The organism is Streptomyces sp. NPDC002671, assembly GCF_053592475.1.
Genome location: NZ_JBSFVU010000029.1, coordinates 38,302 through 62,107, shown reverse-complemented (window position 1 = coordinate 62,107; position 23,806 = coordinate 38,302). Strand labels below are relative to the sequence as shown.

The following is a 23,806-nucleotide window of genomic DNA, read 5'->3' as shown; positions in this document are numbered from 1 at the left end:
GCCTGATCCTTTCATTCCGCGACCATCAGGCCACTACTGAGAGGCTGTCCACCGCGGAAGTCTGAGGGCGTGCCCAGGAGAACCGGCACACGCCGCAAGAAACCCACTGCCGAAAAGAGCACGTCATATGGACCAGGCCACTACTTCCGCGACAATGCGCGCCATCTCCCAGAACATCGCCGGGGCACCGGACGTCCTCAAGGTGGTCGATACGCAACGGCCGGTCCCAGCCCGGGGCGAGATCCTGGTCCGAGTGCACGCGGCGGGCGTGAACCCGGCTGACTGGAAGATCCGCGAGCGGGGGGTGTTCGCCAACGGCGCCAGGCCGCCGTTCACGCTCGGCTTCGACGTCGCTGGGGTGGTCGAGGCGGTCGGCGACGGAGTGACACTGTTCCAGGCCGGCGACGAGGTGTTCGGGATGCCGCGCTTCCCGCATCCGGCGGGCGCCTATGCCGAGTATGTCGCGGCCCCGGCCCGACACTTCGCCCCGCGCCCCCAGGGCCTGACCCACATCCAGGCCGCCGCCCTGCCGCTGGCCTCGCTGACCGCCTGGCAGGCCCTGGTGGACACCGCGAACGTCCGGCCCGGCCAGCGCGTCCTGATCCACGCGGCCGCCGGAGGAGTCGGTCATCTGGCCGTGCAGATCGCCAAGGCCCGCGGCGCGTACGTCATCGGCACGGCCACCGCCTCCAAGCACGAACTGCTGCGCTCGCTCGGCGCCGACGAGCTGATCGACTACCGCACTCAGGACTATGCCGAGAGCCTCCGCGACGTCGATGTCGCCTTGGATCCCCTCGGCGGCCCCAACTGGGCCCGGTCCCTGCGAACACTGCGGCCGGGCGGCACGCTGGTCTCGATCTTGCCGCTGGACGACACCTTCCCCGCCAAGGAGGCCGAAGCGGCCGGAGTGCGGGCGGTGTTCATGCTTGTCGAGCCCGACCATGCGGGTTTGCGCGAGATCGCCTCCCTGGTCGGGGACGGACGCCTGCGTGTTGTCGTCGACGAGATCTTCCCCCTCGAAGCAGCGGGGCGGGCCCACACACTGGGTGAGACCGGCCGCACCACCGGCAAGATCGTCCTCGCCGTCGCCCCCTGACCCACCCCGCTGCTTCCATCGGACAGATCCCGCCAAGGCGGGGTTGACCGGCCCAGGTTGCCAGGAGGCATGGCAGTGCTCGTGCATGTGTGAGACCGGCGTGCGGCGGCGGGCAAATCGTCTGCAACCGCAACACGACAGAGCCCTTTCGGCCTGGGCCTTCTCGACTGAAGGGTGTTGCGAGTCCTATCACCCGTCGAACGGATCATCATCGTCGGCGGCGACGGCCAGGACCAGGAGGAACGGGACCTCCGGCTCGGGGCATGGATCGAGAACCAGCGCAGCAGGGCCGCCACGCTGTCACCAGAGCGGATGGAACAACTGTCCGCCATCGGCATGCGCTGGACGTAACGGCATACGGACGAACAGCGGGGCCGGACAGGAGCGATCCTGCCCGGCCCGCTGTCGTGCGCCTCTACCAGCGCCTGCGCGTCCCTGGCTACGGGCGGTTGGTGATGGTGCCGGCCTGCACGCTGGTCTCACTGCCCGTGACAGCCGCCCCCGCGGCGACGAGCGCGGTGACGGCGAACGCGGCAGCCAGCACTGCACCGATGAACTTCTTCACTGGTCCCCCCTTCCGAGCCCGCTCAAAGGCCCGAAGCGATGATCAACAACGGACACAGCACGCACCCACCCAGACGGAAGCGACACCTCCACATGATCACCACGCACGGCATCACGGGAGGGTGGTGAGGGTTGAGGTGGTGGAGCCGGCAACGGCCACGAGACGGTCCTGGTCGTCTGTGGGCAGTCGTTCAAGGACCTGCCCGGGTGCCAGGCCGCGGTAGGCGGGATCGTCGATGGCCGCTGCGGCGTGGAAGCCGTCTGCGTTCGGGGTCTGGACCGTCTCGCACAGCCCCTGCCACGCCTGCGGACGGGTGAAGTCGGCGCGGACCAGAAGCGTCGTCACGTGTGCATCTCCAGTCGTCGGCGGGCATCCGGCCCGGCCGATTTCCTTACGGCCTGCTCAGGATGATGAGGAAGCTTCGCCGGGCCGGCTCCGGGGCGGGTCTTGGTCATGCTGCTTTGTTCCGCCCCCGGGACCCAGGCCCAGCCCCGGTAGCTCGACGACAACGTGGTGCCGCCTTCTTTGGTGAAGGCGAACGGGTACTCGTCACAGGACAGGCCGGGGGCCAGGAGTGGTCCGGTGATGCGGTGCAGGGCCTGGGCGTCGCCGCCTCTCCTCCGGTGGACAGCACCGGTGAAGAGCCGGTACCGGCTTATCGAAGGCTCCAGTGGGGCCTGGACGGATCGCTACATCACCTGTGAGGTGCCCGTGCCCGGTTCGGGCTGAGCCACGTCACCCACGTACGGCAACCGGGGCCACAGCCGCTGCACGGCTGGCCCCGGTTGTCACTGGCCGCAGGCCCCGCCCGCCCTATCGGGTCTCCAGTTCCCCGATCCGCGCCACCGTCGTTCCCCCCTTCGGGCATACCCACACCGCCGTGTCCGTGCGGACAGTCGCCGTCAGCGGATGCGTGTCCGGGTGTGTCGGGCACTGTGGCCAGACCGCCGATGCGCCTTCGGACCATAGTGCCTCCACCGCCCAGTCCTGGACCTGATCTGCCAGGTGCGCCAGCAGCTCTGCGGCGGTGCCATCCGGATGTGGTGTCAGGCCCTGACCTGAACCGTCCGGTGCCCAGAGCACGATCCCGAACTCGTCGTCCGAACGTATGTCCGGCTGCACCGCGCACTGTGCCTGGAGGTCCCGCAGGACTGTCTCCAGAGCTTCGGCGAATTCCATGTCGTCCACTTGGGCTCCTGATCACATCGGGCAGAACTGCCCCAAAGTCTCCACTGTCCCTGAAGCTTACGGACGATCTTTTCCGGCCCGGGCCGCGTCCATGGACTGGCACGACACATACACCGCGTACGGATCGCCGATCCGGGTCTTCACCTGTTCGAGCTCTTCCAGCTCGTAGTCCGTCAGGATCCCGCCCGAAAGGTCGATGTAGTACGAGTACCCGTGCCAGTGCAGCCTTTCGTCGCCCGTCACAGGATCCGGCACGAGCTCAAAGGAACGGATTCGCCCTTGCAGCGACGGGCGTCGCTCCGCGGGGCAAGAATGATCACAGACGGCCAGGACACGCGTTCACCTCCGCAGCGACCGTAGCTGAGCAGCCCCCTCGGGTCGCCGGACTTTCCGCCCGGCTGGTCAGCTTCTCTCCCGCAAGAAGACAGGCTCCAGGTCCAGCACGTCGTCCAGGGCGATCCGCCGACACCATCTCCCGCTCAAGTCACCCAATCGCCGCACTGCCCGGCGGTCACAGAGCGCCTCTGTGCCGTCCGGCTCGTACTGTCCGCAGTGGCATGCCCCGTTCCTGACAGGACGAACGTGGGCTGGTGGCCCCGTGTCTTCTGCGCACGTTGCGCGGGGTCACCCCATCGGCGGTCTTCCCAGCTGATGCCCTGCTCGGCGTGGCCCGCGCCACGAAGTTGCCGACGCACCAGTTGCCGACCGGCCGCCGTGAGGTCCCCGATGAGTTGATCAAGCTGGAACGATCCGCCGAGGAAAAGCGCGCGAAGCTCGCGGGCCTCACCGGTGACGAGTACGACACTCAGCTGCGCCGCTGGCGAGAGGCGTCCCAGGCGGTCCAGGCGGCCATCACCGCGCACGCCGCAGCCGCCGAGGCCAACCGGCACGAGGTGGCGCAGGCCGAGAAGAAGTACGGGCAGCACCGGGAGCAGCGGCGTGCAGTCGCCAGCGCAGCGAGCAACGGCGGCTTAGAGACCGCACAGATTGGGCAGAGTTTGGTCCCTGTTCCGTTGGGAGTGAGAGCGGTCAGCGCATCAGTTCGGTAGCCAGGAGGTCCATCAGGAGGCCGTCGTGCCAGGTGCCGTCGGGGCCGCGCTCGTACTGTCGCATGATGCCGACCGGCTGGAAGCCGAGCTTTGCATAGCAGCGGATCGCCGCAGTGTTGTCGGCCGCTGGGTCGATGACTAGACGGTGGTAGCCGTGATCGTCGATGAGGTGGCAGGCCAGTGTGCGTACGGCGTCGGTGCCCAGACCGCTGCCATGCACTGTGGGATCGAGGAAGAGGTCGATGCCGGCGTGCCGGTAGTCCGGATCTTCCTCGGAGTACCACTGGATCATGCCGACGATCCGCTGTTGGTAGTGGACGGTCAAAGAGTTGCTGTCAGGGTCCTCAAGATCGGCTGCAATGTCCGCTTCGAGGTCGTCCCCGCCCTTCCATCGTGCACGCACTTCGGGAGTGGCCCGGATGGCGGCCAAAGCGGGGATGTCCTCGGTGGTGGTGGGGCGCAGGACGACGAAGGCGCCATGCAGTACGGTCATGACCAGGAACACTATGCGACCGTGACGGGGGACCGCCTGGTGTTGACAATTCACTCCGAGTCCGTGATGTCACGGACGGCGTTTGGGGCGGTTGTCCCAACGGTGAGTTGTCCAGGATCGCCGGATCAAGCTGCGGACAGTGATGACAGTGTCGGCCAGGTCGAAGAAGGCGTTGATTACCGTAGCGCGGCGTTCGTAGCAGCGGGCGAGGCGGTGAAAAGCATTCTGCCAGGCGTGAGTTCGTTCAATGTGCCAGCGCCCGCGGAGTCGTATCCGGCGTCCAGGTGCACCGTGATGCCGTCCGGCAGCGGCCCAATCTCCTCGAGCAGGTCGAGAGTCGGGGCCAGGAGCGGGGAGTCGTGGCGGTTGGCTCCAGCCAGCACACGCCCCAGCGGAATGCCGTAGCCGTCGGTCATACCAGACCGTTTCAGGCCCTGCTTACCGCGGTCTACCGGGGAGCGTCCCGCTGATTCCCCTCCGCCGGCCATCGATGGCGATCTGGTCCAGGGCCATCCCCGAGCAGGTGCTGTCGGCGATCGCCTCGTAGGAGCACCCGAACCGCAGAAGCGGCAACAGCTTGTCGAACACGATCTGGTCGGCTATCCGCGGCCGATGGCAGCCCAATGGATGTCCCGGGTTGTAGCGCGGTCGCTCGGGCAACAGTGCCGCGAACTGGTCCCAGAGCGGCTCGGTCAGCACGGGCACAGAGCCTCCATGTGGTCACAAAGCGTAGGAACTCCATGATCACCACTGACCTTTGCCCGTCCCGCTGCAGGCTTACCTCACATCCCTATCTGCGCAACCACTAAGCATCGACATCAACTCTGGGCAGCGCCACCGGAATTCGGCCGGTGGCCACCCAGGACCTGATGGCCGGCTCCGCGGGCGATCCGAAGGCGCCCGCCAGCAGGACGTGGAGCAGGAGCTCGGCGGCCGTCGCGAACAGCACCGGGGAGGACTCCTGGTCGTAGCCCGCCCGGTCGATCACCAGCCGGCCGGCTGGTAGGGCCCCGCTGTTGAGGTCTGCGTGCAGGCCGCTCACCGCAGCATGATCCAGCCCTTCGGGCAGGCCCGGCAGCAGCGCACCGCGCAGCAGCCCGTGCTGTGGCGTAGGCCGGACCGTCTCCCAGAACCTGACCCGCCAGGCCAGCCGATCGCCCTCTCCCGGCGCGAACTCACCACCCACCAGAGCCCTGAACCGCGCACCCCCGTAGTTCTGCTGCAGTTCCAGGACCGCGCGGGACCGGATGCCCGTGGTGACCGGGCGTGCAAGGGCCAGCCCGCCCACCTGGCGCTTGCCCAGGAGGCTGAACTCACGGCGGTCGTCGTCGACTGCCGCGCTTCGGCCGGACGTCCTCACCACAAACACGCAGGACTCCCCCCTTTCATGCAAGAGCAGTAGGCGGCGAGAGACCAAACCGGGCGGCGCCTTCGTCGGCCCGTCGTCACCCTCGGCATCCCCCTCCCACGCACCACCACACCACCGCAGGAGACCACGCCATGACCCCCTTCATATCCCTACTTGCCGAAGCAAGCGGTTCTGCCGCCGGCAGGCCCCTGAGCAGCAGGACGACCGAGCTTACGGAGGTCTCGCAGCTACCACTCCACCTGGCCGCTCAACTCTGCCCAGGTATAGCTGTCCACACTCTCGTGAGGGCCGATCCTGGAGAGTTCCGAGCCGTCGCTCCCCACAGCGACGAGGAGCGGTCGTATCCCCCGGTGGCCTGTGGACGGGGACTTCCAGACCACGATGAGCCTCCCGTGCCCGGGCACCTCGATCCGTCGGTCGCCGAGGAGGATATGATCCACTTCGGCCGCCACCCGGAGTTCGCTGGACCCGATCCACGAGCCCATCCCGATGAAGTCCGGATGACGATGCCGCAGGCGATAGGCATAACTCAGGCAACCTGCGCTTCCACCGAGCTCGATCATGCCGACCTGCCCCGGCTGGCCCACCGACAGCCTCTCGGCCGGCAGGTCACCGCCGGACGCACTCCCACCGCCTATGTACTGCCACTTCTCGCCGCAGCGCTCAATCAGTGCGGTATGCGTCTCTGCTTTCGCCGATCCGGGACGCCAGACGAGCCAGACTGCGCCGACATCTGCATCCGGGTCGACGTCACCCGACACCAGGGTCATCCAGCGGCGAGGCAACCAACCGGGCTGCGACACCGCACCGTTGACCACGCGTCGGACCACCTTCGGCAGAATGATCTTCATCCAGCGGTCGATACGGCGTATGCGACGCAACTCCGCACGAGTGGGCATGTACACACCGTACCCAGCGGCGGAGCCCGCGACGACGGATCGCGCCCTCGGAGCGCACTCGTTCAGGGGAAGTACAGATAAGCAGGCACACCCCAAAAGCCGCCGAACATGACCAGCAGATACGCCGCGAAGGCACGGCGCTCGCCTCGTCCCGTCCGGCTACTCAGCGCCCCTGCGGCGTGCCGGTGGGCCCGGCAGACGGTGGAGTCGACGTTCACGTCCCATGTGATTCGCATCAGCCGGACCACGCGTTTGCGGTTGATCTTCCGTCCGCGTGATCGGAGTTCGGCATGCATGTGCGGGGTGTCGTTGGCGCCGTGGTGTTCGGCGTGGATGGCGCGGATCTCCGTGACCGCCTGGTCCTCAGCCGCCTGGCGCTCCGCGCGGGCCAGGGCAGTCGCCTCGTGCCGGTAGAAGCCTGAGCGGGACACCCCCCTTCACCCGCGACGGCGACAGCCGCTACCGCCGCGGCAACCCCCGGCACCGGTACGTGTGGCCGGCTGAGCTCGACCTGATGACACGGATCGCGGGGCTCGAGCTGGAACGGCGCGTTGCGGACTGGGACGGGGCGCCGTTCGCCGAGGACTCCACGAAGCACATCGCCGTGTGGCGCAAGCCTGCCTGAGTCACGCACGCAGCGATGGCCGCCGGCTTCCTTGGCGCTCATGGGTGTTTAGGGCGTCGGAGGCCGGGCCATCGGCTACGTGGTGACGGCCGCCGACGTGACGGTCAGGGCTCGCGGTTGTACGCGGGCACCGTTGCCGACCTATGCGCCACGACGGACTCGGGCGGCCTTACGGGCCTCGGCAACCTGGCGGGCCTCAGCAGACCGGCGAGACTCGCCGCCGCCGGCCCGCCCCGGGCGGGTGCCCAGACCTCGGAAGGGGGCACCGCCGCGCTTCGGCCGCTCCGCGACCGTCCCGCTGCCGCTGACGGGGACACCAGAGGGAGCCTGAGCGCCGGTGATGCGACTCAGCTCGGCCTCGCCGGAGCGGACCTGCGTGATCTGCGGCCTGATGCCTGCGTCGGACAGGAGACGGGCCAGGTCCCGGCGCTGGCTGGGGAGAACCAGGGTGACGACACTGCCGGACTCGCCGGCGCGGGCCGTACGGCCGCCGCGGTGCAGGTAGTCCTTGTGGTCGGTGGGCGGGTCGACGTTGACGACGAGATCGAGGTCGTCGATGTGGATGCCCCGAGCCGCGACGTTGGTGGCCACCAGCGTCGTGACGTCGCCGGTCTTGAACTGTGCCAGGGTGCGGGTGCGCTGGGGCTGCGACTTGCCGCCGTGCAGCGCCGCGGCCTTTACGCCACTGCTCAGCAGGTGCTTGGTGAACTGGTCGACGGCATGCTTGGTGTCCAGGAACATGATCACGCGCCCCTCGCGGGCAGCGATCTCGGTGGCGGTGGCGTACTTGTCGGCGCCGTGCACCTGCAGCACGTGATGCTCCATCGTGGTGACCGCGCCCGCCGAGGGGTCGACCGAATGGACCACCGGGTCATGGAGGTAACGACGGACCAGGAGGTCGATGTTGCGGTCCAGCGTGGCCGAGAACAGCATGCGCTGGCCGTCGGGACGTACCTGGTCCAGCAGTTCCGTGACCTGCGGCATGAAGCCCATGTCCGCCATCTGGTCGGCCTCGTCCAGGACGGTGATGTTCACCCGGTCCAGGCGGCAGTCCTTGCGCTCGATGAGATCAGCGAGGCGGCCAGGAGTCGCGACGACCACCTCGGCCCCGGCACGCAGTGCGCCGGCCTGCCTGCCGATCGACATGCCACCGACCACAGTGGCCAGCCGCAGCTTCAGCAACCGGGCGTACGGGGCGAGCGCATCGGTGACCTGCTGGGCCAGCTCGCGCGTGGGGACGAGGATCAGGGCCAGCGGCTTCCGCGCCTCGGCACGCTGCCCAGCCGTGCGCACGAGGAGCGCCAAGCCGAAGGCGAGCGTCTTGCCCGATCCGGTGCGCCCGCGGCCCAGGACGTCGCGCCCTGCGAGGGAGTTCGGCAACGTGGCGGCCTGGATCGGGAACGGCTCGTTCAGACCGAGACTGGTGAGCATCTTCAGCAACTCGACCGGAATGTCCAGCTCACCGAAGGTCTCAGCCGCGGGGAGGGGCGGGGTGACGGTGACCGGCAGCGCGAACTCCCCCTGTGGTGCGGAGGGACGCCGCCCGGCGCCACCTGGACCGGCGCCGGGGCGACCCTGACCCCGTGGACGGAAACGGTCGTTCGTGCGAGCTGAACGGCTCATGGAGAACCTTCCTCGACAGGGCGCGCATCGAGGAATTCCCGACAGGAATAAGCCGGATGAATTGCAAGAACGAGCCGAATGTGAGACTAAAAGAATTCCACCGGAATGCAAAAAACAGTAAGCTGGAGCCCCACCGCGAGGCGGGGCTCCAGCTCTCTCATACGCCTCGACGTCAGGCGGGAGTGATGTTCTCCGCCTGCGGACCCTTCTGGCCCTGCACGACGTCGAAGTTCACCCTCTGGCCTTCCTGGAGCTCACGGAAGCCCTGGGCGGCGATGTTCGAGTAGTGGGCGAAGACGTCAGGGCCGCCGCCGTCCTGCTCGATGAAGCCGAAGCCCTTTTCCGCGTTGAACCACTTGACGGTGCCAGTAGCCATGTCACATCTCCTTGGGGGCAGTGCCCGCGGGTCCACGCCGTGTGAACCCCTGCGTTGCCACAATGAACCCCGTCCGGATAAGCACCGGAGATACAAAAATGCCCGACGGCATACAACCGCCAAGGCACTTGAAGTTTCGGGAACCACAACTGCAACTACAGCCAAGTTTAGCATGGCGCAGACATCCGCACTACTTTCACCGTGGCGTAAAGCCCCAGCCTTCGCCGGCAGTACCGGACCGATACGTCAGCCGGCGCCGACTCGAGTACATACGGAAGGTGAATGTTAGACCTCCACGACCCTTTCGCTGCCCGAGGAAAGCCAATCGTGCCTTTCGGCTCAGATTATCTCGATTCGATTCCGCGAAAGACAGGCCCGGAATCACTCGGTGTCGAGCTGTTCGAATCCCTCCCGCCACCATGCCAGGCCGTACAGGCCGGCACGCTGCAGCAACAACTCCACGGTGCCGTGGCTGACATGGACGCTCAGGCCCAGGCCGAGCTCGCCCACGATGGCCTCGGTCAGCCAGGCGTGCTTGACCAGGCGGTTCGACGGCGGATGCTCGCGGGCCATCATGCGGATGGCTTCGAACCGTGCGTATCAATGAGGGGCATCACGGCCTCCGGAGGCTGCTGGACCGCGTCACGGCCACCTACATCACCGATCAGGCGGAAACTCATCCGAGAAGTCGCCGTCCAACAGGCCCGACCAGAGGAACACATCGCGCGTATCGACGACGCCTTGGCTCTCCATCACCGGCTTGCGGGGCAGGCCGAACGCGTCGCCGAACTGGAGCATGGGCAAGAGGACCTGCCTCCCGGTGGTCGATGGGCGAGTCAGGTAGCTCTCAACGAACTCAGGGCCAGCAAGGAAGGTCAGCCCACGGTCGCCGACCGGCCGGCGGACGTGAGGGGCTCGTGGTGGCAGGAAGCCGCACCGCGAGCCCCCGTATGCCGTTCAGGAGCAGCGGACGGTCACCTGGGCGCTGCCGCCGTTGCTGGAGAAGCTGATCGTGAACTGGCCGTTCCCGGGCTGCTGCTCGGTCCGGCCGCCCAACGCAATCTCCTGCGAGGCGTTCCCGGCGAGGGACCCCCCGCTCTGGCTGAGGGTGACCCCGGCGGGCAGCCCGCCGGCCGTCCAGTCCAGATTGCCGCTGCCGGTGTTGAGAACGACCAGCTTGTTCGGCCACTCGCCGTTGGCGCAGTACTCCTGGACGTCGGTCGAACGAAGCGCCAGCACCCCGGCGGCTGCTGGGGAAGGCGGGTTCGACTTCCTCGGCAGCCGCGCCTGGCTCGGTGACTCGGTGGTCCCCTGATCGGGGCTTTCGCTTTCGGCGGGCGGGGTGGAGACGTCGGCCGTGGGCGAGTCCACCGTTCTGGGCGAGTCGCTCGCGCTGGGCGTGGACGCCGGGCTCGCGGCCGGGGCGGCAGGGGCGCCAGACGGGCTGGTTGAGACGCCACTGGAGGGGCTGGCCACACCCAGTGGAGTGGTGGCGGCCGGGTCGTTGCCGAGCCGCTGCCCGACGACCACGCCGCCGACGGCAACAACCATCACGCCGCCGATGATCAGCGCGAGAGGCTTCGGCTTCGGTCGCGGCTTCTTCGAGTTGCCGGTACGCCCACCCTGAACGATGATCCCGTGACCCACCGCCCGGGGGTCGTCCTGCTTGGGCCCGATGGCCCGAGGATCGTCCCCACCGCCGCCTCCGGCGACACGGCCGCCCTGCACGATGATGCCGCCCTGCACGATGATGCCGTCGTCGGCTGGGTCGCCGATGGCCCGGGGGTCATCCTGCTTGGGGCCGATGGCGCGGGGGTCATCCTGCTTCGGGCCAATCGCCCGAGGATCATCCTGCTTCGGGCCAATCGCCCGCGACGAGTCCTGACCGGTAGGACGGCTGCCCTGGACGGTGATGGCGGTCGGGTCCGGGGCCGGGTCGGTGAAACCGCCGTCCGGGCCGGCGGGCACGTCGTGGGATCCGACCGTCGTGCTCTCGCCGCCGGAGCGGGCGGCCTCGGACGGATCCGCGGCCTCCGCATGCGTGCCTGCCGTCGCGTCGCTCTCCGGACGCGGCACGCCCGGCTCCTGTCTGCCGTCGCTCATCACGCGCAATCCCCCACGGGTCCTCGATGGCCGCAACTGAACATCGCCCCCGTCACCACCGTCGTGAGCCATGGCATCGAGGGGCTGCTCATAATTAGCCACCGTTTGACCGAGAGGTCCACCCCCAGGGATATGGCGGCAACGTCCCGATCTCGTACCGGAACCCCCCACCCGGCTACCTTGAACCCTCGCGTTCCGCCAGACGCTCCAGCAGCCGTGCACGCTGCGCGGGATCCGTCCGGCAAGGGCGTGGTCATGCGGCCCGAGGCCCTGTGGGAGGCCATCCGCCGGGCCGCCGCGAGAGCAGCTGATGGCCATCGCGGTCGGCTCGCGCCGGGCGAGAAGCCGAACCGCTAGCGGATGGCGACCGTGGCCTGCGTCTTCGACACCCGCCCCGCGCCCCGGCGCCCGCACGACGTGATCCACCCGCCCGGCGGCCCACCCGTCCAGGACAGAGGGCCGAGAACAAGTGGGTCCAGCGCAGTCGGTGTGCCAGGTCAGCGGGCACCTTTCTGGTCCAGCCAACGGCATCGCGCACTACGCCTCCTGCGACCGGAAAGCCACGCACCCGCATCTCGCCCCGGTCCGGCACCCCCTTCCACAATCGCTACCCCGACCGCTCGCGCGTTCCGGAACCGCGGCTGCGCCGGGACTTCGCCGAACTGTCGGCGTCCGACGAACTCGATCTCGCCCGCATCGCCCCAGCCTTCCGCGACCGGTCGGACCCCGAGCGCCTCACCCTCCCCACCCGCGCGGTGATTGCTGTCTTGCCTGTGCCGGGGCGCCCGGCGCAGTCTGGTCCTATGGGCGCTCAGGAGGGCCCCACGCTCATCACGTCCGTGCAGCGAGCCTTGCGCCTGCTGGAGGCGGTGAGCGCGCACGAGAACGGCGCGCCGGCGAAACAGCTGGCACGCGAGACGGAGCTGCCCCTGGCCACCGCCTACCATCTGCTGCGCACCCTGGTCCACGACGGATACGTGCGGAAGCTGGACGACGGCGGCTTCGTCCTGGGCGACAAACTGGCCTCCCTGCAAGGGGCGAGCCGCGCGCAGTCGCTGCTCAGCCGCGTCCGCCCGACGCTCGCCGCCCTGCGGGACGAGCTGGCCACGGCCACTTACCTCACGTTCTACGAGGAGGGCGAGATCAGGGTCGCCGAGATCGTCGACGGCCCCCGCACGCCTCGGGTGGATCTCTGGGTGGGGTTCGAAGACGCCGGACATGCCACAGCGCTGGGCAAGTCCGTGCTGCGAGAACTGGACGAGGACGCCCGCCGGGACTATCTGTCCAGGCACCACCTCGCCGACCTCACGCCCCGGACGATCACCAGTCTTCCGGAGTTGCTCCGCAGGATCGAGTCCTCCCCCTTGGCACCGGCCGTCACGGACCTCGAGGAGTACGCGCTCGGCACGGTGTGCGTCGCCGTGCCCGTGCACTGCGGGGACACGCTCGGCTCGCTCGGCGTGTCCCTGCCGGTGGAGCGGAAGGCCCAGCTCCAGGAGATCCGGGCACGACTGCTCCCGATCGCGAGCCGTGTGACCAGGGGCCTCTCGCTCACTATCTGAAAATCCGCTCCTTGTGGCTCCCCGCGCCCAGCCCGTTTGCTTTATGAAACGGACATTCCGGACGAGCACCCTGTACAGGCGAGGACTGCGGACGAACATGAGCCAGGCCCGACACCATGGCAGCGGCCACGCGCCGATGCGGCTGCCCAGGAACCTCGTCGCCGATGCCTGGGCATCGGCCCGCCGGCGTGCGTCCGGGCAGCTGGCTGCCGGAATGCCCGTGCTGCCGGTTCTGGTCGTCGCCGTCGTCGTGCTGGTCGACGTCGTCGGAGGGGCGGGGATGGTCTGGCTGCCGCTGCTGGCGGCCGGACCCGCGCTGGCCGCCGCCACCAATGGGCCGCGCGGTGTGGTCTGCGTCGGTCTCCTGGCCGCGGCACTCGGTGCACTGCTGGGCACCGGGCACGGGGTTCCCGGTCGCGAGCTGGCGGCCGCAATGTCCGCCCTGCTGGCCGTCACCGCGGCGAGTGGCCTGGCCAGCGCGCTGCGTGGCCGTCGGGAACGGGTCCTCGCGGCCGTCCGCTCGGTCGCGGAGGCCGCCCAGCACGCGCTGCTCCAGCCCGTCCCGGAGACGGTCGGCCCGTTCCGGGTGGCCGTGCGCTACAGCGCCGCGGCGGCGGAGGCACGGATCGGCGGGGACCTCTACGCCCTGGTGCGCACTCCGCACGGGGTCAGACTGATCGTCGGCGACGTGCGCGGCAAGGGGCTGCCCGCCGTGGGAACCGCCGCGCTCGTGCTCGGGGTCTTCCGCGAGGCGGCCTACGACGAGCCCGACCTGCTCGCCGTGGTCGGCAGGATCGAGCAGAGCCTGGCGCGCAACCTCGGCCCCGACGACTTCGTCACCGCGGTGGTCGCCGGATACACGAGGGCGGGGCACCTGGAAGTGGTCAACTGCGGACACGCGCCGCCGCTGCTGCTCTCCGCATCCGGAGACGTCACACCGGTGGAGCCCACCCACCCCGCGCCACCGCTAGGGCTGCGCGCCCTGTCGGACCAGGCACCCCGCCTCATGCGGCTGCCCTTCGCGGTGGGCGATCAGCTGCTGCTCTACACCGACGGGGTCACCGAGGCCCGCGATCACGCGCGCGAGTTCTACCCGCTGGCCGAAGGGGTGGCCCGCCATCTCTGCGACGAGCCCGCGCGCACGCTCACCGCGCTCCACGACGAGCTGCTGGCCCATGTGGGCGGCCACCTGCACGATGACGCTGCCCTGCTCCTGCTCCGCAAGCAGACCGCGGACGAACCGGTCTCCGAGCTGTGCCCGTCAGCGGTTGCGTCTCAGACCGCGACGAGTTCGGCCCAGCGGGTGACCCCGCCCGGGTGGACGCGTATGCCATGACGAGTCGCCAGGGCGTGGACAATCATTTCGCCACGGCCGTGCTCGTCAGGGTCGGTCGCGAGGACGGACTGTGCCGCCGGAACCGCGGGGCCCGCGTCGGTGACCTCGATCCGCAGAGTGGAGGCACCGTCGCCCCGCACCCACGACAGTCGTAGTGCTGCCGGGGGCCGGGCGTGAATGACCGCGTTGGTGGCAAGCTCCGACACCACGAGCAGCGAGTCCTCGACGATCTCCGGAGACACGTTCCAGTCCGCGAAAACCGCCGCCGCACTTCGGCGTACCGCCGAGACCGCTCCGGCGACCGGCGGAACCGGACACACGTGTTCGCATGCCGCCCGAAGCAGCGTGTTGAGCTGTGCCGCCATCTTCTCTCCCGGTGGTGTGTGCCGGTCCGGCGCCGTGTCCCGGCGAGTGCCGGGCTTCGAAGCAACGTATGGAGACAAATCGGGCCGGTCAATGAATGGCGGTCGGCATTACCGAACGCGGATCTTCCCGACGGCCCCGGAGCGGCCGTCCGCCCACGCGGCGAAGCGTCCGTGGCGGTAATAGGCTCGCTACATGGCCGGCCCAGTCCAGTCGATCGAACGGGCGGCAGCGATTCTGCGCCTGCTCGCCGGTGGACCCCGCCGACTCGGGCTCGGCGAGGTGGCGGCCTCGCTCGGGCTGGCGAAGGGCACCGCCCACGGCATTCTGCGCACGCTCCAGCACGTGGACTTCGTCGAGCAGGACGCGGCGACCGGGAAATACCAGCTCGGGGCCGCCCTCCTGCACCTCGGCACCAGCTACCTGGACGTCAACGAGCTGCGCTCGCGCTCGCTCAACTGGGCCGATGCCCTGGCCGCCCGCAGCGGGGAGGCGGTACGCCTGGGGACCCCCCTGGAGGGCAGCGTGCTCGTCGTCCATCACGTGTTCCGGCCGGACGACACCTTCCAGACTCTGGACGTGGGCTCGCTGCTGCCGCTGCACGCCTCCTCGCTCGGCAAGGTGCTGCTGGCCTTCGGGACCGCGACGCTCGAGCCGGCCCAGGAGTCGGGGCAGGAGGCGTACACCCGGCACACCCTGGTCGATCCCGAGCGGCTCGCCCGGGCGCTCGCCGAGGTTCGCGAACTCGGCTGGGCCGCCGAGATCCAGGAAATGAGCATGGGTGAGGCCGGGATCGCCGCGCCGATCCGAGGGCACGGCGGTCTAGTCGTCGGCGCCATCGGGCTGTCCGGGCCGGTCGAACGGATCTGCGACAGCCAAGGCCGCCCCCGCCCGGGTCTGATCACCCTGATCCGTGAGGCCGCGCGGGCGATCTCCAGAGACCTGGGGGCCACCCGCTGGTAGGCCACGACAGCGGCCCCGCGATCCGTCGGAAGGCAGACCCGATCACGGCTGAACGGTACGTAATGTCCATCGATCAGGGCACCAACTCGACCCGATGCATTCTGTTCGACCACCGTGGGCGGCTGGTGTCGGTCGCGCAGAAGGAGCACCAGCAGCACTTCCCCAGGCCTGGCTGGGTCGAGCACGACGCCATGGAGATATGGCACAACCTGCAACGTGTCGCGCCCGAGGCCCTGTCCGACATCGGTGCCGATACAGGCCAGGTCACCGCCGTCGGCCTGGCCAACCAGCGCGAGACGACGGTGCTCTGGGATCCGCGGACCGGCGCCCCACTGGGCCGGGCGATCGTCTGGCAGGACACCCGCACAGCGCCGATCGTCGAGGACCTCAGACAGCACCCCGGAGAGGAGTTCTTCCTGGAACGGTGCAGTCTGCCACCCTCGACCTACTTCTCAGCGCTGCGGATCCGCTGGCTCTTCGACCACGTCAAGGGTCTCGAGCAGCGCGCGAAGGACGGCGAGGTGCTGTTCGGAACGATGGAGAGCTGGCTGATCTGGAACCTCACCGGAGGCGCCGACGGCGGCCTGCACATCACCGACGTCACCAACGCCAGCCGCACGATGCTGATGAACATCCGCACCCTCACCTGGGACGAGGAGCTGCTGGCCTTCTTCGGGGTGCCCCGCTCGATGCTGCCCGAGATCAGGTCTTCCGCCGAGACGTACGGCGACGCCCGCACGCTGCTCCCGGGCGTCGCTCTCACGGCCGCCCTCGGCGACCAGCAGGCAGCCCTCTTCGGTCAGACCTGCTTCTCCCCGGGCGAGGCGAAGTGCACGTACGGAACGGGCAGCTTCCTGCTGCTCAACACCGGTCGCGACCTCGTGCGCTCCCGGCACGGATTGCTGACGACCGTCGCCTACAAGATCGGGGACCAGCAGCCGGTCTACGCCCTGGAAGGGTCGATAGCCGTCACCGGCGCACTCGTCCAGTGGTTCCGTGACCGCCTGGGACTGATCAGCAGCGCCCCGGAGATCGAGACCCTCGCGCGGACGGTCGAGGACAATGGCGGCTGCTACATCGTCCCCGCCTTCTCAGGTCTGTTCGCACCCCGCTGGCGCAGCGACGCACGCGGGGTCATCGTCGGCCTCACCTCGTACATCACCAAGGGACACCTGGCGCGTGCCGTCCTGGAGGCCACCGGATGGCAGACACGAGAGGTCGTCGACGCCATGAACGCCGACTTCTCGGTCTCCCTCCAGCAGCTCAAGGTGGACGGGGGCATGACCGCGGACAACCTGCTCATGCAGTTCGTGGCCGACGTGCTCGACGTGCCCGTGGTGCGGCCCATGGTCGCCGAGACGGTCTCCCTCGGCGCCGCCTATGCGGCCGGGCTCGCCGCCGGCTACTGGCCGGACCTGGAAGTGCTGCGCCGCAACTGGCACCGCGCAGCCCAATGGCTGCCCGGCATGGACCCCGAGCTACGGAAGTCGGAGTACGACAACTGGCAGCGGGCCGTCGAACGGTCCCTCGGGTGGGTCAGACCGCCCCAGTCCCCCTGACCCGGGTCCGGACCTGTACCGCCTCAGCGTCCCGGAGTTCGGACCAGGTTCGGTAGGGCAATGGGGAAAGCCGGGACGCCGCCGGCTTCCCGTGGGCGGGTCGGCAGAACGGCCGGGACAGGTCCTTGAAGCGCAGTCCGGGCGCTGGTGGGATGCCTGGCACCAAGAACACCGACAGCCCGGAGGTTCCTGTGCGGCCAGCGACTTTGACGGCGAGCGCGGTTGTCGTCGCGCTGCTTGCCCCCACGAGCGCATACGCCCGGCAGTCCCAGCAGGACATACCCCGGCTGACCGACCGCCAGGGGCGTGTCCTGACCCTGCGCGGCTGGAACATCGAGGACAAGGCACATCGAGGCGACCAGGCCCTGTCGTCCATCACCGAACGCGACTTCCGCGACATGCGCTCCCAGGGCTTCAACTTCGCCCGGCTGCTGGTCTTCTGGGACGACCTGGAACCGCGGCCCGGCCAGTACAGCCAGGCGTACCTGCGGAAGATCGGACACATCCTGGACTGGGCCGCGCGGCACGACGTGAAGGTGCTGATCGATGCCCACCAAGACGTCTTCGGACCCGCTTTCGGCCACCGTGGCGTACCCGAGTGGGCGACCAGGACGGACGGACTGGCGTTCACCCCGCATCCGGACGACTGGTTCGCCGAGTACTTCGAGCCCGCCGTCCAGCGCGCTTTCACTCATCTCTACCAGGACGACGATCTTCAGCGCGCCCAGGCCCGGATGTGGCGGGTGCTCGCCGGCCGCTTCGCCCACCACCCGGCGGTTGTCGGCTACGACCTGATGAACGAGCCGATGGGTGAGCTGCACGAGGGGGAAGAACTGCCGGCTGCCGCTCGCCGGATCGAACGCGATCAGCTGACCCCCATGTACAACCGCCTTGCCGATTCGGTCCGTTCGGCCGACCGGGATGCCTGGGTCTTCGTCGAACCCACCCCGATCGTGGGCGAGGGCGTACCGACCGGCCTCGGACGCATCGATGATCCGAAGGTCGTGTACGCGCCGCACTTCTACAACACCGCCATGGAGGCGGGCGCCGACTACGATCCCGGTGCCGGCTGGATCGAGACGTACGAGCAGGCCGTCACCGAGTACCCCAAGGAGTACAAAGTCCCGATCGTGGTGGGAGAGTGGGGCCCGCCCAACAGCTCCCTGCCGAACATGAACCGCTTCTACCGCGAGGCGATGGCCTCCCTGGGCCGCTACACCTCCGGCTGGGCCGGCTATGAATGGTGCTACGGCGGCGGGTACTGCGCGGTCGACGACAGCGGCGCTTTCCGTAGCAACAAGGAGCTGACCGCGGAACCGTACGCGGAGACAGTTGCCGGCACGATCCGATCCGCCTCTTACAACGCCACGGACGGCGTGTACCGGCTGACGTACAGCACGGCACCCCACGGCTCCGGGGTGACCGAGCTGTCCCTGCCCCCGGGCACGTGGCGTATCACGGCCGACGGCAGGGCGAGAATCGTGCGCAGGACATCGGACACGGCATGGGTGGTCGCCGCCCCGGACAGCCAAGTCACCGTCACCGTAACGGGCTGCTCCCGGCCGCCTGGCGGGCCAGACGGTGGCTGAGGGACTTCGGGGTGGCCGGTCAGCGGGTCAGTGTCCGCATGCGTGTGGTGTGCGCGGGGCTCTTCGGACGGCCGCTTCGGGGGGACGTTCTCGAAGGGCGCCGTATCCGATGAAGTACGCGGGGAGGCGTCGTATCCATCGCGACCCGGTGAACAGGCGTGCGACACGCTGGGCCCTCTCCGCGCTGCCGAGGGGCGGCCGGCCCTGCAGCACGGGAGCGATGACGCGGGCGTGGGCCATCCGCTGGAGCGTCTGTGTGGCGACCGTGGTGGGGCGACGGCGGCGCTGCACACCGCGTACGTCGCGCGGGCGCACGGTGCCGCAGCGCAACGGCCCGGTGAGGTAGCGGGCGGCGGCCACGGCGTCCTGGACCGCGAGGTTGATGCCGATGCCGAAGACGGGCGACATGGCGTGCGCGGCGTCGCCGATGCACAGCAGACCGGGGCGGTGCCAGCGGCGCAGGCGGTCCAGGCGTACGTCGAGAAGCTTGACGTCGTCCCACGAGCGCAGGGCGTGCGTGCGGTCGGCGACAAAGGGGGCGGCCTCGGTGAAGTCGGCCAGGAAACGGTCGAGGCCGGCGGCGCGGCGCTGCGTATCGGTGCCCTTGGGGATGAGTGCGGCGCACTGCCAGTAGTCGCCGCGGTCGATCATCGCGGTCAGGAAGCGGTCGCCGGCGGCGCCGAAGAGTCCGCAAGGGTCGTTCTCGTGTCGTGGCAGTCGGAACCACCAGACGTCCATGGGGCAGGTGAAGCGGCGCAGTCCCAGTTCCGGCCGGAAGCGGGCCAATGATCCGCGGCCGTCGCACGCGACGGTGAGAACAGCGCGCAATTCGCCGGTGCCGCCGTCGGCGGTGCGGTAACGCACCCCGGTGACGCGTCCGGATTCGATCAGGAAGGACGTTGCTTCCGTGCTCATCCGCAGCTGGAAGGACGGCTCGCGCAGGGCCTCGTCCGCGAGCAGGTCCAGCAGGTCCCACTGGGGCACCATGGCCACGTAGTTGTAGGGACCGTGCAGCACCGTGAGGTCCGCGACCGTGACCGCCGAGCGTCCGGCTCCGACCGGTAGCTGGACCGTGCGTACGCGGCGCTGCGGCAGCCGGGCGAAGCGCTCGGCCAGCCCCAGGTCGTCCAGCAGCGCCAGGGTGGAGGGATGGACGGTGTCGCCGCGGAAGTCGCGCAGGAAGTCTGCGTGCTTTTCCAGCACCGTCACCGCGATGCCGGCCCGGGCCAACAGCAGGGCGAGCACCATGCCCGCGGGGCCGCCCCCCACTACGCAGCACGTGGTCTGTTCCATTGCACCCTCTGCCCTTCGCGAGAGCAGTAATTCATCAACCGATGAATATCATACCCGCACCGCGGCCCGCACAGCGCGCTCCCGCGCCGTCCGGAGGGTCCGCACTCGGCACGGCTGGTGACACCCCACCACTCCTCAAGCAGCTCAAGGTCGGCCTGGAGGGAGGCTCGGCTGACGGCCGGACCACGGCCGCCGGGGAAGGTGGCCGGCTCGGCCGCCTGCGCGTGGGCCTGACCGAGCAGGTCGCGGTGGCGATAGAGGAAGGTGCGGTCGACGCCGGCGCGGCGCGCGATCGCGGTGACGCTGACCTCGGAGCCACTCTCCGCGGCGTCGGCCAAGGCCACGAGCACGCGCTGACGGCGCCGACCGGTGTCGGCCCGGCGGCCCGGCGGCCCGGCGGCCCGGCGGCCCTCGATCGTCGCCGCGACGGTGGGGCCGGGTGCGGTCATGCGGGTCGCTCCGGTCGGAGGTCGGGCAGGGGCTGGCGGATGCGCGGCATGCCGACGAAGTTCTGCCCCATCTGGCGAACGACCTGGGCGGCCCGATGGATCTCGGCGCGTTCGGCTTCGGAGTTCACAGCCAGAGGCAGCCGGGCAGAAACGGCCGGTGCGGGGCATTGTGGTCCGCACCGCGTACCACCGCCGTCCGCTCACAGACCGACGGTGGCTCTGCGCTGCGCCGCTTCGAATTCCACGAGAGGGTCGCCACCGATCTGCCAGGGCCAGGCGGTGACGATGCCGCCGACCGCCTCGAACACCGCACGGGCCTCAGCGCGCCGGTCGCTGGCCGTCAGCGCGTAGGCGAGGAGGTTCAGGTCGGCGAGAGCCTTGGCGTGACGGAGGAATCCCGGCTGCCCCCAGGTGTGCACGACACGGTCGAGTGCCTGGGCGGCGATCCCCTGGGACCAGTGTTTGCGGGCCATCAGTGCTTCGTATCCGCCACGGCCGAGGATGGCGTGGTACTGGAAGACCTGGGCGGTGAGTTCGGTGGCCACACAGGGTGCGTTGGCGGGCATGCGGGTACCCAGGGCGTCCACGAACTCCAGGACCTGCAGCCGGGAGCCACCTTCTTCCGGACTGAGATAGGACAGCATGTTCATGTAAGCCTCGCGGTTCCAGCGGTCACGCGCGAGCACCTCGTTCCACACCCCGAACACCTGGGGCTGCCTCCAGCGTTCGCAGCGCGCCGCTCCGAGCAGCACCACCCAGGGAGTGGGATCCTCCGGCACGAGTTCGGCGGCGCGCAGACAGCTCTCTACGGCGTCAGCCGCGTCGCCCGGACGGTCCTGGGCACGGGCCTGCACGACCTGGGTCCAGGCATGCAGCACCAGTGCGGTCGCGTTGCCGGGCTCGCGCGCAGCCCAGGATCTCGGCAGATGTGATCCGGCGAGGAAGTCCGCCAGAACGCCGATGCGGTGGGTCCGGCGGTCCCAGTCGCCCGGGTCCTGGTCCAGGAGCCGGGAGATCTGCGCCGCACACAGATCGGTGGTGGCGGCACTTCCCGTCCTGGTCGTCGCCACCAGGGACTTCAGCAGCCTGCCCAGCTCCTGATCGTCGAGTTCAGGGGCCAAACGGGCCCGTCTGCGGCGGCTTGAAAGAAATCCCATGGCCGGAGGCTAAAACGGATCACACTGCGCACAAGGGCTGAGCCAAGATCGTTATCGACTATACGCCTCACCCGGACGAGTCCGGGCATTCCACCCGGGGGTGGGCATCGAGTTTGCGGTAGGGCGTTCGACGCCCTGGACGCACTACGAGAGTGACGGGCTACCCAGCGCTCGGGCCTTCGTCCACTCCGGCCCATGTCGATTGCTTTGGGGGTACCGGTCGTCGTCCGCCTGTCGGCGCAACGGCTGTGGCGTCCCAACTGTGGAAGGAGTGGCTCACATCAGACGGCCACACCGCCAACGGAGCCGCTTCCTGACGCGCCCCGGAAAAAAGTTGCGGACCGCTGTCGATCCGGCCACGTCCCGTTCGACGTCATGATGTGCGGCGCCTCGCCGCACGATGACGCGACAGGACCTGACGAGGAAACACGTGGATCAACTGCTGAAAGTCATGAACTTCAACGTCTCGAGTGACGGCATCGGTGCTGGTGAGGACCAGAGCCTGGAGAGGCCGTTCGGCCACATCGATCCCGGGAGGCTGTTCGCCTGGGCCGGAGCCACGGCGAGCTGGCCCATGCGCACGGATCCCGGCGGGAGCCGGGGGCTCGACGACTACTTCACGCGAGACTTCGCACGCAACATCGGTGCCGAGATCATGGGCCGCAACAAGTTCGGGCCCCAGCGCGGGCCCTGGCACGACCATGAGTGGCGCGGCTGGTGGGGGGAGGAGCCTCCGTTCCGCACCCCGGTGTTCGTCATGACCCACCACAAGCGTCCTTCGTTCACGCTCTCCGACACCACGTTCCATTTCGTCGACGGCGACCCGGCCACGGTCCTCGAACGGGCGCGGGAGGCGGCGCAGGGCAAGGACGTTCGACTCGGCGGCGGGGTCACCATCATCCGGCAGTTCCTTGATGCCGACCTTGTCGACACCATGCATGTTGCGGTCTCGCCGGTGAAGCTCGGGTCCGGCCTACGACTCTGGGAGTCCCCCGATGAGCTGCTCGACCGGTTCCACCTGGAGGTCGTGCCCAGCCCGAGCGGCGTGACGCACCACCTGTTCTGGCGAAGGTGACGCAAGGGCCCACTCGAGTTCGGGCTGCGACTGCGAGAGGGCGTCCGCCCCATCGGATGCCCTTCTCACTGCGGATGCGGGCGCGTTCCCTGCGCTGGGCGGAAGGGACGTCCAGGTGGGACGCCAGTCTCCGTACCCGGAGGAGTCTCGGAAGGACGCTGTCGCGTTGTACCGAGCCGCCGGTGGCAAGCGCACGTACGCGGCGGTGGCCGCGGAGCTCGGGATCACCGGGGAGACGCTGCGCACGTGGGTCTGAGCCCGGCAGGTATTGAGGGGCCCGGCTCCCGCCCATCCCGGCACATGCGAGCACTCGCTTCGTCGCACGCGGCCCGCCCCAAGCGGGGGGCGTAAGCCCTCGGCGCCAGGTCTCCATGCAAGCGCCACGACCGCACCAGAACGAGTGCGCATGAGCGGAGTTCACACTGGAAGTCGATCCGGAAGTGTGTGGCGCCGAGTGGTACGCCTCACGCTGGGCATCGTGCTGCGGGAGACTCACCCCTGCGGCTTTCGTACAGATCCTGTGTCTCTGTGGCGGAGCACGGGATCGTATGAGGCCGTCCGACTGTCCGGCGAACGCCCAGGTGAGTGGAGTAGTCCGCGCTTGGATGCGGGAAGGGTCACCCTCGACTCCGCCATATATGGCCGACGGGTGTCCGCGCCCGAGGGTTTCCGGTCCTGTCACGTGATCTCCCACTTGACGGTCCCGAGGAACTGCGGGTCGTCGGGGTCCGTCACGGCACCGCCTCCGGTCGCGCCCCGGTGTGGCAGACCGCCGCCGGGGGCGACGAAGTCGTTCAGGCCCAGGACCGGGCGGCCGTCGGCGGAGGGCCCGTCGAAGACGAAGGCGACCCCCTGTCCGGGGCGTCCGTCCCAGTCGAATTCGCCGGAACTGGAGGGAAGGAAGACTGCTGCGCCCCGCCAGTCGCCCAGGAGCCGGTCGGCGCCGGCCGGGACCGAACCGATGGTCATGTTGATGAACTGCACGCTGTCCGCGTCGTTGTCGTCTGTCAGTCGGACATCGACGTTGAAGTCGAAGGGCACAGTGCCCCCTCTTTCTTTTCAGTCGGCGCGGCC

At 69.0% G+C, this 23,806-nt stretch carries 27 protein-coding genes and 6 pseudogenes; 12 read left to right on the top strand and 21 right to left on the bottom strand.

What is annotated here, in order from left to right:
• The first annotated feature begins 127 nt into the window (after positions 1 to 127).
• Both ACWD35_RS34485 and ACWD35_RS34480 read left to right on the top strand, forming a co-directional pair.
• Complete coding sequence (locus ACWD35_RS34485) at positions 128 to 1,096, top strand: NADP-dependent oxidoreductase (RefSeq protein WP_451355283.1); 969 nt, start codon at positions 128 to 130, stop codon at positions 1,094 to 1,096.
• Positions 1,097 to 1,273: 177 nt separating this feature from the next.
• Positions 1,274 to 1,447 carry a helicase associated domain-containing protein gene (locus tag ACWD35_RS34480; RefSeq protein ID WP_451355282.1) on the top strand — a complete coding sequence of 58 codons (174 nt, stop codon included), beginning with the start codon at positions 1,274 to 1,276 and terminating at the stop codon, positions 1,445 to 1,447.
• Positions 1,448 to 1,535: 88 nt separating this feature from the next.
• Here the strand turns inward: ACWD35_RS34480 and ACWD35_RS34475 are convergent, their stop codons facing one another.
• From ACWD35_RS34475 to ACWD35_RS34455, 5 genes are all read right to left on the bottom strand, one after another.
• Entirely contained in the window at positions 1,536 to 1,661 is a 126-nt protein-coding gene (locus ACWD35_RS34475) for a hypothetical protein (RefSeq protein WP_451355281.1), read from the bottom strand.
• A 111-nt stretch (positions 1,662 to 1,772) separates the two neighbouring features.
• Complete coding sequence (locus ACWD35_RS34470) at positions 1,773 to 2,006, bottom strand: DUF6924 domain-containing protein (RefSeq protein WP_451355280.1); 234 nt, start codon at positions 2,004 to 2,006, stop codon at positions 1,773 to 1,775.
• Entirely contained in the window at positions 2,003 to 2,248 is a 246-nt protein-coding gene (locus tag ACWD35_RS34465; RefSeq protein ID WP_451355312.1) for a NucA/NucB deoxyribonuclease domain-containing protein, read from the bottom strand. Before ACWD35_RS34465 ends, ACWD35_RS34470 begins: the two co-directional genes overlap by 4 nt.
• Positions 2,249 to 2,474: 226 nt before the next feature.
• Positions 2,475 to 2,840 (bottom strand): hypothetical protein, encoded by a 366-nt coding sequence (locus ACWD35_RS34460; RefSeq protein ID WP_451355311.1) that lies wholly within the window; start codon positions 2,838 to 2,840, stop codon positions 2,475 to 2,477.
• Between the two features lie 66 nt (positions 2,841 to 2,906).
• Positions 2,907 to 3,104: a hypothetical protein gene (locus ACWD35_RS34455; protein ID WP_451355279.1), complete on the bottom strand. Its 198-nt coding sequence runs from the start codon at positions 3,102 to 3,104 to the stop codon at positions 2,907 to 2,909.
• Positions 3,105 to 3,514: 410 nt separating this feature from the next.
• On the opposite strand from ACWD35_RS34455, the gene ACWD35_RS34450 reads away from it, so the two are divergent.
• On the top strand, positions 3,515 to 3,898 hold the full coding sequence (locus tag ACWD35_RS34450) for a hypothetical protein (protein ID WP_451355278.1): 384 nt from the start codon (positions 3,515 to 3,517) through the stop codon (positions 3,896 to 3,898).
• On the opposite strand, the gene ACWD35_RS34445 is transcribed toward ACWD35_RS34450, so the two are convergent.
• The 5 genes and pseudogenes from ACWD35_RS34445 to ACWD35_RS34425 form a co-directional block, all read right to left on the bottom strand.
• Entirely contained in the window at positions 3,879 to 4,391 is a 513-nt protein-coding gene (locus ACWD35_RS34445; RefSeq protein ID WP_451355310.1) for a GNAT family N-acetyltransferase, read from the bottom strand. The two genes, ACWD35_RS34450 and ACWD35_RS34445, sit on opposite strands and share 20 nt — an antisense overlap.
• 69 nt (positions 4,392 to 4,460) lie before the next feature.
• A pseudogene (locus ACWD35_RS34440) lies at positions 4,461 to 5,096 on the bottom strand (transposase).
• 100 nt (positions 5,097 to 5,196) lie between these two features.
• Entirely contained in the window at positions 5,197 to 5,760 is a 564-nt protein-coding gene (locus ACWD35_RS34435; protein ID WP_451355277.1) for a hypothetical protein, read from the bottom strand.
• 227 nt (positions 5,761 to 5,987) lie between these two features.
• Positions 5,988 to 6,659, bottom strand: a complete 672-nt coding sequence (locus ACWD35_RS34430) for a hypothetical protein (RefSeq protein WP_451355276.1) — start codon at positions 6,657 to 6,659, stop codon at positions 5,988 to 5,990.
• 227 nt (positions 6,660 to 6,886) lie between these two features.
• Positions 6,887 to 7,090: pseudogene (locus ACWD35_RS34425) on the bottom strand (IS3 family transposase); the annotation flags it as partial.
• A 5-nt stretch (positions 7,091 to 7,095) separates the two neighbouring features.
• Between ACWD35_RS34425 and ACWD35_RS34420 the strand changes: the two are divergent.
• A pseudogene (locus tag ACWD35_RS34420) lies at positions 7,096 to 7,284 on the top strand (SAM-dependent methyltransferase); the annotation flags it as partial.
• Positions 7,285 to 7,425: 141 nt separating this feature from the next.
• On the opposite strand, the gene ACWD35_RS34415 reads toward ACWD35_RS34420, so the two are convergent.
• The 5 genes from ACWD35_RS34415 to ACWD35_RS34395 form a co-directional block, all read right to left on the bottom strand.
• The gene (locus ACWD35_RS34415; RefSeq protein WP_451355275.1) at positions 7,426 to 8,907 is read right to left on the bottom strand and encodes a DEAD/DEAH box helicase; all 1,482 of its coding nucleotides are present in this window, start codon (positions 8,905 to 8,907) and stop codon (positions 7,426 to 7,428) included.
• A 172-nt stretch (positions 8,908 to 9,079) separates the two neighbouring features.
• Entirely contained in the window at positions 9,080 to 9,283 is a 204-nt protein-coding gene (locus ACWD35_RS34410) for a cold-shock protein (protein ID WP_451355274.1), read from the bottom strand.
• A 381-nt stretch (positions 9,284 to 9,664) separates the two neighbouring features.
• Entirely contained in the window at positions 9,665 to 9,859 is a 195-nt protein-coding gene (locus ACWD35_RS34405; RefSeq protein WP_451355273.1) for a hypothetical protein, read from the bottom strand.
• Positions 9,860 to 9,940: 81 nt separating this feature from the next.
• A complete protein-coding gene (locus tag ACWD35_RS34400; RefSeq protein ID WP_451355272.1) occupies positions 9,941 to 10,081 on the bottom strand; it encodes a hypothetical protein in 141 nt (46 codons plus the stop codon).
• A gap of 159 nt (positions 10,082 to 10,240) precedes the next feature.
• Positions 10,241 to 11,386, bottom strand: coding sequence for a hypothetical protein (locus ACWD35_RS34395; protein WP_451355271.1), 1,146 nt, complete (start codon positions 11,384 to 11,386; stop codon positions 10,241 to 10,243).
• Positions 11,387 to 11,626: 240 nt separating this feature from the next.
• Here ACWD35_RS34395 and ACWD35_RS34390 point away from each other — a divergent pair.
• The 3 genes and pseudogenes from ACWD35_RS34390 to ACWD35_RS34380 form a co-directional block, all read left to right on the top strand.
• Positions 11,627 to 11,871: pseudogene (locus ACWD35_RS34390) on the top strand (ISKra4 family transposase); the annotation flags it as partial.
• Between the two features lie 318 nt (positions 11,872 to 12,189).
• Positions 12,190 to 12,948 carry an IclR family transcriptional regulator gene (locus ACWD35_RS34385; protein WP_451355309.1) on the top strand — a complete coding sequence of 253 codons (759 nt, stop codon included), beginning with the start codon at positions 12,190 to 12,192 and terminating at the stop codon, positions 12,946 to 12,948.
• A 97-nt stretch (positions 12,949 to 13,045) separates the two neighbouring features.
• A complete protein-coding gene (locus ACWD35_RS34380; protein ID WP_451355270.1) occupies positions 13,046 to 14,284 on the top strand; it encodes a PP2C family protein-serine/threonine phosphatase in 1,239 nt (412 codons plus the stop codon).
• On the opposite strand, the gene ACWD35_RS34375 is transcribed toward ACWD35_RS34380, so the two are convergent.
• Positions 14,224 to 14,649: an ATP-binding protein gene (locus ACWD35_RS34375; protein WP_451355269.1), complete on the bottom strand. Its 426-nt coding sequence runs from the start codon at positions 14,647 to 14,649 to the stop codon at positions 14,224 to 14,226. The genes ACWD35_RS34380 and ACWD35_RS34375 overlap by 61 nt on opposite strands.
• A 193-nt stretch (positions 14,650 to 14,842) precedes the next feature.
• Between ACWD35_RS34375 and ACWD35_RS34370 the strand changes: the two genes are divergently transcribed.
• The 3 genes from ACWD35_RS34370 to ACWD35_RS34360 all read left to right on the top strand — a co-directional run bounded on the left by ACWD35_RS34370 (position 14,843) and on the right by ACWD35_RS34360 (position 18,758).
• Complete coding sequence (locus ACWD35_RS34370) at positions 14,843 to 15,610, top strand: IclR family transcriptional regulator (protein WP_451355268.1); 768 nt, start codon at positions 14,843 to 14,845, stop codon at positions 15,608 to 15,610.
• A gap of 62 nt (positions 15,611 to 15,672) precedes the next feature.
• A complete protein-coding gene (gene glpK / locus ACWD35_RS34365) occupies positions 15,673 to 17,169 on the top strand; it encodes a glycerol kinase GlpK (protein WP_451355267.1) in 1,497 nt (498 codons plus the stop codon).
• A gap of 152 nt (positions 17,170 to 17,321) precedes the next feature.
• On the top strand, positions 17,322 to 18,758 hold the full coding sequence (locus ACWD35_RS34360; protein ID WP_451355266.1) for a cellulase family glycosylhydrolase: 1,437 nt from the start codon (positions 17,322 to 17,324) through the stop codon (positions 18,756 to 18,758).
• Between the two features lie 27 nt (positions 18,759 to 18,785).
• Here the strand turns inward: ACWD35_RS34360 and ACWD35_RS34355 are convergent, their stop codons facing one another.
• The 3 genes from ACWD35_RS34355 to ACWD35_RS34345 all read right to left on the bottom strand — a co-directional run bounded on the left by ACWD35_RS34355 (position 18,786) and on the right by ACWD35_RS34345 (position 21,657).
• On the bottom strand, positions 18,786 to 20,051 hold the full coding sequence (locus ACWD35_RS34355; RefSeq protein ID WP_451355265.1) for an FAD-dependent oxidoreductase: 1,266 nt from the start codon (positions 20,049 to 20,051) through the stop codon (positions 18,786 to 18,788).
• Positions 20,027 to 20,500, bottom strand: a complete 474-nt coding sequence (locus ACWD35_RS34350) for a hypothetical protein (RefSeq protein WP_451355264.1) — start codon at positions 20,498 to 20,500, stop codon at positions 20,027 to 20,029. Before ACWD35_RS34350 ends, ACWD35_RS34355 begins: the two co-directional genes overlap by 25 nt.
• A 200-nt stretch (positions 20,501 to 20,700) precedes the next feature.
• Positions 20,701 to 21,657: a hypothetical protein gene (locus tag ACWD35_RS34345; RefSeq protein ID WP_451355263.1), complete on the bottom strand. Its 957-nt coding sequence runs from the start codon at positions 21,655 to 21,657 to the stop codon at positions 20,701 to 20,703.
• A 430-nt stretch (positions 21,658 to 22,087) separates the two neighbouring features.
• Between ACWD35_RS34345 and ACWD35_RS34340 the strand changes: the two genes are divergently transcribed.
• On the top strand, positions 22,088 to 22,732 hold the full coding sequence (locus ACWD35_RS34340) for a dihydrofolate reductase family protein (protein WP_451355262.1): 645 nt from the start codon (positions 22,088 to 22,090) through the stop codon (positions 22,730 to 22,732).
• 40 nt (positions 22,733 to 22,772) lie between these two features.
• On the opposite strand, the pseudogene ACWD35_RS34335 reads toward ACWD35_RS34340, so the two are convergent.
• Positions 22,773 to 22,856 (bottom strand): annotated as a pseudogene (locus ACWD35_RS34335) (integrase); the annotation flags it as partial.
• Between ACWD35_RS34335 and ACWD35_RS34330 the strand changes: the two are divergent.
• Positions 22,848 to 22,985: pseudogene (locus ACWD35_RS34330) on the top strand (transposase); the annotation flags it as partial. The pseudogenes ACWD35_RS34335 and ACWD35_RS34330 sit on opposite strands and share 9 nt — an antisense overlap.
• 425 nt (positions 22,986 to 23,410) lie before the next feature.
• Here the strand turns inward: ACWD35_RS34330 and ACWD35_RS34325 are convergent.
• Positions 23,411 to 23,773, bottom strand: a complete 363-nt coding sequence (locus ACWD35_RS34325; RefSeq protein WP_451355261.1) for a hypothetical protein — start codon at positions 23,771 to 23,773, stop codon at positions 23,411 to 23,413.
• Positions 23,774 to 23,806: the final 33 nt, after the last annotated feature.